At 43.2% G+C, this 12,836-nt stretch carries 11 protein-coding genes; 6 read left to right on the top strand and 5 right to left on the bottom strand.

Going from position 1 to position 12,836, the window contains the following annotated elements; translation table 11 throughout:
- Together GD630_RS16815 and GD630_RS16810 are read right to left on the bottom strand one after the other, a co-directional pair.
- The gene (locus GD630_RS16815) at window positions 1–1,032 is read right to left on the bottom strand and encodes a glycosyltransferase family 9 protein (RefSeq protein WP_143867023.1); all 1,032 of its coding nucleotides are present in this window, start codon (window positions 1,030–1,032) and stop codon (window positions 1–3) included.
- A gap of 3 nt (window positions 1,033–1,035) precedes the next feature.
- Window positions 1,036–1,641, bottom strand: a complete 606-nt coding sequence (locus tag GD630_RS16810) for a DUF4254 domain-containing protein (protein WP_143867024.1) — start codon at window positions 1,639–1,641, stop codon at window positions 1,036–1,038.
- A 117-nt stretch (window positions 1,642–1,758) separates the two neighbouring features.
- Between GD630_RS16810 and pdxB the strand changes: the two genes are divergently transcribed.
- Window positions 1,759–2,805, top strand: a complete 1,047-nt coding sequence (pdxB, locus tag GD630_RS16805; RefSeq protein ID WP_143867026.1) for a 4-phosphoerythronate dehydrogenase PdxB — start codon at window positions 1,759–1,761, stop codon at window positions 2,803–2,805.
- Window positions 2,806–2,825: 20 nt separating this feature from the next.
- Here the strand turns inward: pdxB and purN are convergent, their stop codons facing one another.
- The gene (purN, locus tag GD630_RS16800) at window positions 2,826–3,449 is read right to left on the bottom strand and encodes a phosphoribosylglycinamide formyltransferase (protein WP_143867028.1); all 624 of its coding nucleotides are present in this window, start codon (window positions 3,447–3,449) and stop codon (window positions 2,826–2,828) included.
- Window positions 3,450–3,547: 98 nt separating this feature from the next.
- Here purN and GD630_RS16795 point away from each other — a divergent pair, with 98 nt between their 5' ends.
- Genes GD630_RS16795 through rnc form a run of 3 tightly spaced genes read left to right on the top strand, consistent with a single transcriptional unit; the run spans window position 3,548 to window position 5,879 of the window.
- Window positions 3,548–3,784 (top strand): acyl carrier protein, encoded by a 237-nt coding sequence (locus GD630_RS16795; protein ID WP_002558672.1) that lies wholly within the window; start codon window positions 3,548–3,550, stop codon window positions 3,782–3,784.
- Between the two features lie 15 nt (window positions 3,785–3,799).
- Entirely contained in the window at window positions 3,800–5,062 is a 1,263-nt protein-coding gene (gene fabF, locus GD630_RS16790; protein WP_007756352.1) for a beta-ketoacyl-ACP synthase II, read from the top strand.
- Window positions 5,028–5,879, top strand: a complete 852-nt coding sequence (rnc, locus tag GD630_RS16785) for a ribonuclease III (RefSeq protein ID WP_143867144.1) — start codon at window positions 5,028–5,030, stop codon at window positions 5,877–5,879. The genes fabF and rnc overlap by 35 nt, the downstream gene beginning before the upstream one ends.
- On the opposite strand, the gene GD630_RS16780 is transcribed toward rnc, so the two are convergent.
- Window positions 5,821–6,831 (bottom strand): ATP-dependent 6-phosphofructokinase, encoded by a 1,011-nt coding sequence (locus tag GD630_RS16780; RefSeq protein ID WP_143867030.1) that lies wholly within the window; start codon window positions 6,829–6,831, stop codon window positions 5,821–5,823. The genes rnc and GD630_RS16780 overlap by 59 nt on opposite strands.
- A gap of 137 nt (window positions 6,832–6,968) precedes the next feature.
- Between GD630_RS16780 and GD630_RS16775 the strand changes: the two genes are divergently transcribed.
- Entirely contained in the window at window positions 6,969–8,477 is a 1,509-nt protein-coding gene (locus tag GD630_RS16775; RefSeq protein ID WP_143867032.1) for a GH3 auxin-responsive promoter family protein, read from the top strand.
- A gap of 121 nt (window positions 8,478–8,598) precedes the next feature.
- Here GD630_RS16775 and mnmA read toward each other — a convergent pair whose 3' ends face one another.
- Window positions 8,599–9,717: a tRNA 2-thiouridine(34) synthase MnmA gene (gene mnmA, locus GD630_RS16770; RefSeq protein ID WP_143867034.1), complete on the bottom strand. Its 1,119-nt coding sequence runs from the start codon at window positions 9,715–9,717 to the stop codon at window positions 8,599–8,601.
- Window positions 9,718–9,769: 52 nt separating this feature from the next.
- Between mnmA and GD630_RS16765 the strand changes: the two genes are divergently transcribed.
- The gene (locus GD630_RS16765; RefSeq protein WP_143867035.1) at window positions 9,770–12,799 is read left to right on the top strand and encodes a DEAD/DEAH box helicase; all 3,030 of its coding nucleotides are present in this window, start codon (window positions 9,770–9,772) and stop codon (window positions 12,797–12,799) included.
- Window positions 12,800–12,836: the final 37 nt, after the last annotated feature.

The raw sequence follows: 12,836 nt of genomic DNA, 5'->3' as shown, positions 1-12,836 counted from the left end.
TTAACCTACAATCGCCTCTATTTTCTCTATCACCTGTTCAGGAGTAATATTTTTCAGACAAGCATAATCTCCCCTCCAACAAGGCTTTTGCCCGTAAACCGAACAAGGTCGGCAAGGCAAATCCAGCTGTACCGTATTAATGGGTAATTGTTTCCACCCCATAAACCCGGCGTATGGATGGGTAGCCCCCCAAATAGAGACGACAGGTATATTGACCAGCGACGCCAGATGCATATTGGCAGAGTCCATTGAAAGCATTACATCCAAATGGCTCATCAGATTTAACTCGGTACGCATATTCAACTTACCGATCATAGATACGATGGAGGGATATTTGGCTATCCAAGCATCAAACACTTCCTGCTCTTTCTTGCCTCCTCCGAACAGAAAGACCTTCACCGTAGGATCTGCCGCAAAATGGGCAACGACCTGCTCCTGCAGTTCCAACGGATAAATCTTGCCGGTATGTTTGGCAAAAGGAGCAATGCCAATCCATTTCTGTCTCCCTTTTGGACCGGTTACAAGCTCTATCTCTGCAAAATTTCCTTTTCCTTCACCATAAATAGAAGAAAAGTTTAGCAGAACCGGAAGTCCCAGCTTTTCCAACACATCCGCATAACGGCGAAAAGAACTTTTCTGGTTCTCCATCACCTTATGGTGGCGGCGAACCAGTTTCTGTTTACCTGCCCGCCCTTTACAGATAGAAGCCACCGGTACATTAGCAAGCCGAAACCGCAAACATAAATATCTGGAACGGAGCACATGATGAAAGTCCGCCACATAGTCAAACCGCATTGCTTTCAACTCCGAGTAAAGGCTGTTCAATCCCCAAAAGCCTTTATGCTTGCCTGTCAGATCTGCTCCTACAAAACTTACATTCTCCGGCAATTCCTGAAAAAGCGGTTGCCACACGGAACGGCTCAGTACAGTTATCTCATGCTGGGGATATTGCACTGCCAGCGAATGTATTACGGGCACTGTCATTGCGACATCACCAAGAGCCGAAAAACGGATAATGAGAATACGCGCCATTCGTTATTTCTTTGCATAAAGCACCGGATTCAATGCCGGGTCGTTATACATCTTCATCTGTTTATATACTTTCATATATTTCTTTCCGGCTTCGATGTCAGCCAATAACTGATCAATAGCCGACGAAAGATCCCTGCGTTGCTCTAACAAAACATTCAGTTTGGTCTGGCATTGTGTACGATGTTCTTCGCTAGTATCCGTACGTTCCACCTCTTGCTGCATGTGGTAGATTTTCAAAGCAAGGATAGACAAGCGGTCTATAGCCCATGCCGGGCTTTCCGTATTGATTGTCGCATTGTCAAGGGGGATTACCTCTTTGTATTTGTCAAGGAAGTAACTATCAATCAACTCTACCAGGTCCGTACGATCCTGATTGGACTTATCGATTCTTCTCTTCAAAGTCAAAGCAGCCGCCGGATCAATCTGGGGATCACGGATGATATCTTCGAAATGCCACTGAACGGCATCTATCCAATTTTTCAAATATAAATAATACTCAATCGACTTCAACTCGTAAGGATTGTTCATCTGAGCGTCTACACTATCCGTTACATGGTAATCATTAGTCGATTTCCAAAAAATCTCGTTGCAAAGGTTACTAAATGTCATAATCTTAACTAGCTATTAGATATATAATAGGGCAAATCTATGTAATATTTCTCAGACAAGCAACCCTTTCTTACTTTTTTATTTAGTACCTTTGTGGATACCAAAGATAAATTGTATATGAAAATCATTATAGACAACAAGATACCTTATATAAAAGAAGCCGTCCAGAGTATAGCAGATGAAGTAGTTTACGCTCCCGGAAAGGATTTTACACCGGAACTGGTACGGGATGCGGATGCGCTTATTGTCCGTACCCGTACACATTGCAACCGTGAATTATTAGAAGGAAGCCGGGTAAAGTTCATAGCGACAGCTACGATTGGCTTCGACCATATCGACACGGAATATTGCAAACAAGCAGGCATAGAATGGACTAATGCACCGGGATGCAACTCAGCTTCCGTCGCGCAATACGTACAAGCTTCGCTTCTGGTATGGAAATCTATGAGAAACAAAAAGCTGGAGGGACTGACTATCGGTATCATAGGTGTTGGAAATGTAGGAAGTAAGGTAGCAAAAGTAGCAAAAGACTTTGGGATGCGGGTCCTATTGAACGACCTGCCTCGGGAAGAGAAAGAAGGGAATCGTTTCTTTACCTCTTTAAATGAAATAGCTGAAGAGTGCGACATCATCACCTTTCACGTACCTTTATATAAAGAAGGGAAATACAGAACCTTTCATCTGGCAGATACAAATTTCTTCCGCTCACTAAAACGCAAGCCCGTCATCATCAACACCTCTCGGGGAGAAGTCATTGAAACGGGAGCTCTTCTGGAAGCATTGGACAATAAATCGATTTCGGATGCCATCATTGATGTATGGGAACACGAACCGGAAATCAATCTCGAACTGCTCAAGAAGGTCATCATAGGCACTCCACACATTGCCGGATATTCTGCTGACGGGAAAGCAAACGCAACACGTATGTCTTTAGATGCTATCTGCAGATTCTTCCGGATAGAGGGGGATTATGAAATTCATGCACCGATACCGGATTCTCCTGTCATCCATGCAGAAAACTACGAAAATGCACTTCTCCAAATATATAATCCGGCTGAAGACAGCGACCGGTTAAAAAATCAACCAGAGCTATTCGAAACCTTACGTGGAGACTATCCATTAAGAAGAGAAGAGCAAGCTTATATAATTAAATATAAAGAATAAGGCGTACCATCTCCTACGTCTTATTCTCCACACAATACTCTCTCTATAATACGGGGGAAATGTTCATACTCCAAAGCATGTACTTTCTTGGCTACATCCTCAGGAGAGTCGGTCGGAAGCACCGGGCAAGCAGTTTGAAAAACAGTGTTTCCTTCATCATAATGTTCATTTATATAATGTATAGTAATGCCGCTTTCTTTCTCGCCCGCAGCCACCACCGCTTCATGAACACGGTCGCCATACATCCCCTTTCCTCCAAACTTGGGCAAAAGAGCCGGATGTATATTTATAATTTTATTGGGATAAGCATGCAAAAGTAAATCCGGAACCCGGACCAAGAAACCCGCCAACACCACAAAATCAATGTGATATTCCTGCAAAACAGCCAGAATCTCATCTCCAGCCATCCAATCTTCCTTTGGAAACACGTTACAAGGTACTCCCAGACGGTGTGCACGTTCCAAAACGTATGCATCACTTCTGTTTGAAAGTACCAACGAAACCTGAATGGCTTCGCTTTTTCGGAAATACCGGATAATGTTCTCTGTATTAGAGCCGGAACCGGAGGCAAAAATTGCGATGTTTTTCTTCATAACTCTCAAATTCAATGCACAAAACAGTGAAAAATGTGCAAAACTTTGCATTTATTTAGTCAAATATTTGCGCAAAACGATAAATATTCATTCCTTTGCACCGCAAATTTAAAGAAATAAAACTAATTATTAATTAAAAACTTAAAGTTATGTCTGAAATTGCATCAAGAGTAAAAGCGATTATCGTTGATAAATTAGGCGTAGAAGAATCAGAAGTTACAACCGAAGCAAGCTTCACTAACGACCTGGGAGCAGATTCTCTTGACACTGTAGAACTTATCATGGAATTCGAAAAAGAATTCGGTATCTCTATTCCTGATGACCAAGCAGAAAAAATTGGTACTGTAGGTGATGCTGTATCTTATATCGAAGAACACGCTAAGTAATCCGATTTCATCAATATGGAATTAAAAAGAGTGGTAGTAACAGGTCTTGGCGCCATTACTCCCGTTGGCAACAGCGTTCCTGAATTTTGGGAAAACATCGTGAACGGGGTTAGTGGAGCAGGACCTATTACTCATTTTGATGCGTCGCTATTCAAGACCCAATTCGCATGTGAGGTGAAAAACTTCGATGCAACAAAATACATCGACCGCAAGGAAGCAAGAAAGATGGATTTGTATACTCAATATGCCATCGTTGTAGCCAAGGAAGCGGTAGAAGATTCTGGTCTTGACATAGAAAAAGAAGACTTAAACAAAATCGGCGTTATCTTTGGTGCCGGTATTGGTGGTATACATACATTTGAAGAGGAAGTGGGCAACTACTATACCCGTCAGGAAATGGGTCCGAAATTCAATCCGTTCTTCATTCCCAAGATGATCTCGGATATTGCTGCCGGACAGATTTCCATCATGTATGGTTTCCACGGTCCTAACTATGCGACTTGTTCAGCATGCGCTACTTCTACCAATGCCATTGCAGATGCTTTCAATCTGATTCGTTTGGGCAAAGCAAATGTAATTGTATCCGGTGGTTCGGAAGCAGCTATCTTCCCGGCAGGCGTAGGCGGTTTTAACGCTATGCATGCATTGTCAACCCGCAACGACGAAGCTTCTAAAGCTTCACGTCCGTTTAGCGCAAGCCGTGACGGCTTCATCATGGGCGAAGGTGGCGGTTGCCTGATTCTGGAAGAACTGGAACACGCTAAAGCTCGCGGTGCAAAAATTTATGCAGAAGTTGCCGGTGTAGGTATGTCTGCAGATGCACATCACTTGACTGCTTCTCATCCGGAGGGTCTTGGAGCTAAACTGGTGATGAAGAATGCATTGGAAGATGCAGGAATGGATCCGAAAGAAGTAGACTACATTAATGTGCATGGTACATCTACTCCGGTAGGTGATATTTCAGAAGCAAAAGCAATCAAGGAAGTATTCGGCGATCATGCCTTTGAATTGAACATCAGTTCAACGAAATCAATGACAGGTCACTTGTTGGGTGCTGCCGGTGCGGTAGAATCTATTGCAAGTATTCTTGCCATCAAGAACGGCATTGTTCCTCCGACTATCAACCACGAAGAAGGTGACAACGACGAGAATATTGACTATAACCTTAATTTCACGTTCAATAAAGCACAAAAACGCGAAGTTAATGTTGCCTTGTCCAATACATTCGGATTTGGCGGTCATAATGCGTGCGTTATCTTCAAGAAATACGCTGAGTAATATCGTGTTACGTAACAAAATAGATAAGATAAGGCTCCTATTCCGCAAGGATAGAGAGTCTTATCTTTGTTTTTACCGGATACTCGGGTTCTATCCACGCAATATTCAGCTTTATGAGCAGGCTCTCCTGCATAAATCAACCTCCCTCCGTTCGGAAAAAGGGCGTCCGTTGAATAATGAGCGACTGGAGTTTTTGGGGGATGCCATCCTTGACGCTATCGTAGGCGACATCGTCTACAAGCATTTTGAAGGAAAGCGGGAAGGATTTCTTACAAACACGCGTTCCAAGATCGTACAACGGGAAACCTTGAACAAGTTAGCCGTAGAAATCGGACTGGATAAACTCATAAAGTATTCCACCCGTTCGTCTTCTCACAACAGTTATATGTACGGAAATGCTTTCGAAGCATTTATCGGGGCTATCTATCTGGATCAAGGATATGAACGCTGCAAGCAGTTTATGGAGGAACGAATCATCAACCGTTACATTGATCTGGACATTTTATCCCGTAAAGAAGTAAACTTCAAATCCAAATTGATTGAGTGGAGCCAAAAGAACAAGATGGAAGTCTCTTTTGAACTAATCGAACAATTCCTCGACCGGGACAGTAATCCTGTATTTCAGACTGAGGTACGGATCGAAGGATTTCCTGCCGGAACCGGAATCGGATATTCCAAAAAAGAGTCTCAACAAAACGCCGCCCAAATGGCAATCAAAAAGGTAAAAGATCCTGTATTCATGGCAACAGTCGATGAAGCTATCCAAAGCAAATTCCCATGCGACGACCTTGAATCACCAGATCATGATCTTCTGTAACTAATTTTAATTTCCCGGCTACTTCAGAGAGAGGAATAGACGATATACCATCTCCTTTCAAAGCTACCATACGTCCGAATTCTCCATTGGCAATCAATTCTGTTGCATGACCACCCATCCGCGTAGAGAGATTACGGTCGAAAGGAGTAGGTGAACCACCACGCTGAATATACCCCAGTACCGTTTCACGGGTTTCGATACCGGTCTCATACTCAATCTCTTGAGCGATATATTCTGCGGCACGCTTACGGCCGTCTGTCTGAATCCCTTCGGCCACCACCACGATAGAATAAGGTTTTCCTTTTTTCAGTCTCTCCAAAATCGTATTGCCGATATTCTTAATACTATAAGGAATTTCGGGAACAAGAATCACATCTCCTCCACCTGCCATGCCGGAATATAAAGCAATCCAACCTGCCTTATGCCCCATTACTTCAATAACCATCACTCTTTTGTGGGAACTGGCAGTAGAATGCAGGCGGTCAATAGCATCGGTAGCAATGCTTACGGCCGAATCGAACCCGAAAGAAATATCCGTTCCCCAAATGTCATTGTCAATCGTTTTAGGAACAGAAACAATATTCACCCCCATCGCAGCAAATTTGGCAGCGGTCTTTTGCGTTCCGTTTCCTCCAATACAGACAACACAATCCAGTCCCATTTCACGAATATTCTGAAGAATCAGGGCAGGCTTGTCCACATCGGATACAACACCTCCTTTTTTGAATGGCTTTTCGCGGGAAGTACCCAACATGGTTCCTCCAAGATTCAGTAACCCGGAGAGAGATTTATCCGTAAAAGATTCCACATCTTTAGTCAACAACCCTTGAAAACCACTATGAATACCTATCACTTCCATCCCATAATAATTGATGGCAGTCTTGCACACGCCACGAATGGTGGCATTAATACCGGGACAGTCCCCACCGGAGGTTAAGATTCCAATTCTCATTGTCTTATTTATTAGTCAAAAACTCGGAGATTTAGTGAAACTCGAAGATTTTAACGATTATTTCCGTCGTAAAGATAGAAAAAAAAGATAAATAAGGTTACTTTTGCACGAATAAACATTATCATGTTAAAGCAGAAATGAATATTACAAAAATTATCAGCAAGACTTTCGACTCCCGTTTAAAACAAATAGATTTATATGCCAGTGAAGCCAGCGAGATACAACACCGTGTATTAAATCGTTTAGTGCAACAGGCTTCCCAGACTGAATGGGGGAAAAAGTACGACTACTCCTCCATCCGCAGCTATGAAGATTTCAGAAAACGTCTCCCCATTCAGACATACGAAGAAATAAAACCATACGTGGAGCGTTTACGGGCGGGAGAACAGAATCTGCTTTGGCCATCAGAGATACGCTGGTTTGCCAAATCATCCGGAACGACGAATGACAAAAGTAAATTTCTTCCTGTCAGCAAGGAAGCATTGGAGGATATTCATTACAGGGGAGGAAAAGATGCGGTAGCCCTTTATTTCCGTATCAATCCGGACAGTCATTTTTTCTCCGGGAAAGGACTGATACTGGGAGGCAGCCACAGCCCGAATCTGAATTCCAACCACAGTCTGGTCGGAGATTTGTCGGCCATCTTGATTCAAAATGTAAATCCGCTTGTTAATTTCATTCGTGTTCCAAGCAAAAAGATTGCATTGATGAGCGAATGGGAAACAAAGATAGAAGCAATTGCCAACAGTACGATTCCGGCAAATGTAACTAACCTTTCCGGTGTTCCGTCTTGGATGCTGGTGCTTATCAAACGAATTCTTGAAAAAACCGGGAAACAGACTTTAGAAGAGGTATGGCCGAATTTGGAAGTATTTTTCCATGGCGGAGTAGCCTTCACACCTTACCGTGAACAATACAAGCAGGTGATACATTCACCGAATATGCATTATGTAGAGACGTATAACGCTTCCGAAGGATACTTCGGCACTCAAAACGATCTTTCTGATCCTGCCATGCTGCTGATGATTGATTACGGAATCTTTTATGAGTTTGTTCCATTGGAAGAAGTGGGAAAAGAAAATCCGCAGGCGTATTGTCTTGAGGAAGTAGAATTAGGCAAAAATTATGCTATGGTGATTTCTACTTCTTGCGGTTTATGGAGATATATGATTGGCGACACGGTGAAATTCACCAGCAAAAATCCTTATAAATTTGTTATCACAGGAAGAACGAAGCATTTTATTAATGCATTCGGTGAAGAACTTATTGTCGATAATGCCGAGAAAGGACTGGCTAAGGCTTGTGCGGAAACCGGAGCACAGGTCAGCGAATATTCTGCCGCACCGGTATTTATGGACCAAAACGCCAAATGCCGTCACCAGTGGCTGATTGAGTTTGCCAAAATGCCTGATTCGGTTGAGAAATTCGCAGCGATATTAGATGCGACTCTGAAGGAGGTTAATTCCGATTATGAAGCAAAACGCTGGAAAGATATTGCATTGCAACCGTTGGAGGTGATCGTTGCCCGTCAGGGATTGTTCCATGACTGGTTAGCCCAAAAAGGAAAATTGGGGGGACAACATAAAATTCCCAGATTAAGTAATACCCGGGAATACATAGAAACAATGCTATTGCTAAATCAATAATAAATCACTCGCCTGAGACCCGGGTATTGTACATCCCGACACCCGGATCTCAGGCATACCGACACCCGGATCTCAAGATGCCTGACACCCGGGTGTCATACACATCATCTTTCCTCCGAAATTAGCGGGCATTCACTATTATCCCTCCTCCCAACAATAAACCATCTCTATAAAACGCAGCAGCTTGTCCTGCCGCAATTGCAGTTAAGGGCTCATGAAGTTGTACATGAAGTAAATTATCCGGTGTAACAGTGACCGTGCAATGGTTTTCTTGCTTACGATATCGTATTTTCACGATGACATCATTGTAGCCCAGAATCTTTTGGGGATTTACAAGATTCCAATCTTTCAGCTGCATTTCTGTTTTTTCCAAAGCAGAAAGAGAAGACAACACAACTTCGTTCTTTTCGGGATATATCTCTTTTACAAAAACAGGGCGATTCAGATGAATGCCTAAACCACGTCTCTGACCGATGGTGTAGAAAGGGTACCCTTCATGCCAACCCATAAAATTCCCCTTTTCATCGACGAATTTTCCCCGTCGGACCATTTCGGACCAACAGCTGACATTTTCAGACCAATGGCTGACATTTTCGGACCGCAACTGACCATTTCGGACTAACCATTCTTTTAGGAAGCTCCGATAGTCCATCGGACAGAAACAGACTCCTATACTATCTTTTTTTGTCGCAACTTTTTGGAAACCACGTTCGGCAGCCCAAATACGAGCCTCAACTTTTGTAATATTCCCCATCGGCAACAGTATCCGCCGAAGTATATCTTGCTTCAGCCCCCATAGAAAAAAAGACTGGTCCTTATCCGGATCAGCGGCATAGGTTATATAATAGGTATCTTCCAACTTTACTTTCTGAACATAATGTCCGGTCGCTATATAAAAAACACCCATTTCATCGGCAACTTTAGCAAGCAAAGGCCACTTCAGATAGTTATTACAGAGTGTACAAGGGACCGGAGTACGACCTTCCATATATTCCTGTACAAAGTATTCTATGATTTGCTTACGAAAAACATCACGGGCATCATACGTGATATGACGAATACCCAAACGCTCCGCCAAACTACGTGCATCCTCCAGATATTCTGTCGAGTCGTTCAACTCATAGAAACGGAAAGTAATTCCGGTTACTTCATAACCGGCCTCCAGTAGTCGCATGGCAGCAACAGAACTATCCGTGCCACCGCTCATACCCAACAATACTCGTCTATTTTCTTCTATCATACTGCAAAATTAAGGATTTTCCCGTATCTTTGTCAGTTAAAGCCTAAAGAGAATGAAAGAGAAAACATCTGATGGACAAATTATAATTGTATTGACAGAGCATCCCGTACTCGGCATATTGCTCATCCCTTATATAGCTGAAAGATTAAGTGACAACACATTACAATTAGTAGAACAAGCATTTCACGCCTCTGCCGAAGCTATGAGCCGGATGAGTGAAGCGGAAAGGCAGGCTATTGACATCGCGTCACACTATACGGAAAAGTATTTGATGGGAGTATACTCCCGAGAGAAAACAGTCTCCCGCTTCCTACATAAATTATCCGAAGACCCCGAACGGATAAAAAACAACGTCCGTCCATTTATTGAAAAAAAATTGCAGGAAATGCTGACTCTGATACGTGAAAAGAAGTTAGCGCTTTATCAGAAACAAGGGGGAAGTAAACTGCTGTATGCCCATCACGCCTACCACGTACATCCACATGACGCTGAGGTTCGTTTCATGTTTCAGGTAGATGAAAAAACTTTCCGCTATCAACTGCAATGTTATTACAAAGGCGAGCCATTCTCTCTCAGTGAGCAAAAGCCTGTCAATGTGTTAACATCCATGTCGGCCACCTTATCATTGGGAATGGAGTTGTATTTTTTTCCAAACATTGAAAGTAGTCGGCTTTTGCCTTTTACAAAAAAAGAAGTCATCAGCGTAACGACTTCCGAAACCGAAAAGTATATTGACAACATTCTCATTCCCATAGCCCGTTATCATAAAATCAAGACTGAGGGACTGAACCTGACCGAGAAGAAACAAAATTGTGAGGCAATGTTAATCATCGAAAATACAATTTACGACAAACAGTTGCTACAGCTTAGTTTTCGTTATGGCGACCAGACCTTTACTCCGGACAGCAATACCGGTATGAAAAGAATCATTTACCGAAACGAATCCGGAAAGATATGCTGTTTCCGGCGAAATGCCAATGCAGAGAAAAGAGTGATACACTTCTTGACAAATGCCGGACTACAACGTATCAGCGATGCCCACTTTCAGTTATCGCCCGATATTCCCGAAAGAACACTCTCCGAATGGATCAGCAACCACCGGGAAATATTACAACAATCTTTTATATTATCCGGTAATATGGGGAGCACACCTTATTGTTTGGACGAAATACGTATCGAACAAAGTTGCGATGATAATCCCGACTGGTTTGAATTACATATTACCGTCGTCATCGGTGGCCTACGTATTCCCTTCACACGTTTCCGGAAACATATCCTTGAAGAGAAAAGGGAGTTCCTGCTACCGGACGGGCGAATGATTTTATTACCGGAAGAATGGTTCAGCAAATACACGAATATGCTGGAAATGGGAGTCCAGACAGAAAAAGGATTCCGCTTAAAGCATACATTCATAGGCGTAGTAGAGACTATCTTGAATACACCTGCATCCAAGACTCCTACATTCAAGAAAGAAATACGTAGCATTCATCCGCCCAAAGGACTAAAAGCACAGCTACGTCCCTATCAGGAAAAAGGATTCTCGTGGATGGTACATCTCAACAAAGAAGGATTCGGCGGATGCCTGGCAGACGACATGGGATTGGGAAAGACACTTCAGACACTTACCCTGCTACAATATATCTATAAGCCAATATCCCCAACCGCCCGTCAGACTGCGGATATTACCGTCTCTTCTCCCGCCATCCGGGAAGCAAAAGCGGATACCGACGGACAGTTCTCTTTATTCTCTTTCGACTCCGAAGATGAGTTACTGCCCCAGCCACACGAGATTCGTGGAAAAGAAATGAATCCGGAAAATGTATCACAACCACAAGCACGAAAGCCACGAAAACCCGCTACACTTATTGTGGTCCCCACGTCGTTACTTCATAATTGGCGTCGGGAAGCAAAACGTTTTACCACGCTTTCAATGGTAGAATACACGAGTACCAGTATTCTCAGCAAGACACATCCGGAGAAGTTTTTCGGACGTTTTCATTTAGTGTTCACAACTTACGGGACAATGAGAAAGAATATTGACATACTCCGCTCCTACTGTTTTGAATACATCGTACTCGATGAGAGCCAGAATATCAAGAATAGCGAATCGCTCACCTTCCATTCGGCTATCCAACTGCAAAGCAAGTACAAACTAGTACTTACCGGTACTCCGATTGAGAATTCCCTTAAAGACCTGTGGGCGCAATTCCACTTCATACAACCGGACCTGCTAGGTTCGGAAAGCAGTTTTCAAAAGCGATTTATGTTACCAATCCGTCAAGGGAATACCCGCATAGAAGCACAACTGCAACAGTTGATCGCTCCATTCATTCTCCGCAGAAGTAAAAGAGAGGTTGCTCCGGAACTTCCTCCGCTTACGGAAGAGACAATCTATTGTGATATGACGGAAGAACAAAACACCTGGTATGAGCAAGAGAAAAACAGCCTGCGCAATATTCTGCTTCAACATCCTCAAAGTACGGACAAACTGCACTCATTCAGTGTCTTGAACGGAATTCTACGCTTACGCCAATTGGCGTGTCATCCTCAACTAATCTTTCCTGATTTCACGGGATCTTCCGGGAAAACCTCACAAATCATTGAGACTTTCGACACCCTACGGAGTGAAGGACACAAAGTATTAATATTCTCTTCATTCGTCAAACATCTGGAAGTACTGGCAGAGGCCTTTCAGGAACGTGGCTGGAAGTACGCCTTACTGACAGGAGCTACCAACGACCGACCTTCCGAAATAGCCCATTTCACCGAACAAAAAGATGTGCAGGCTTTCCTTATTTCTTTGAAAGCGGGAGGAGTAGGACTTAATCTGACACAGGCCGACTACGTATTTATCATCGACCCCTGGTGGAATCCTGCCGCCGAATCACAAGCTATAGCCCGTGCCCATCGCATCGGGCAGGATAAACAAGTGATTGCCTATCGTTTCATTACTCAAGGCAGTATAGAGGAAAAAATCCTTCAACTTCAAGACGAAAAACGAAAACTGGCAGAGACATTCGTTACTGATAGCGAAACATTGCCAGCATTGAGTAGTGAACAATGGGTGGACTTGCTAAAATAAAACGCTCAAAAACTATCAATAATAAAAAGTATTATTA

This window comes from Bacteroides zhangwenhongii, assembly GCF_009193325.2.
Taxonomy (GTDB): Bacteria; Bacteroidota; Bacteroidia; order Bacteroidales; family Bacteroidaceae; genus Bacteroides; species Bacteroides zhangwenhongii.
Note: the sequence above shows the minus strand (reverse complement) of the source record. Positions and strands in the feature narration are given on the sequence as shown.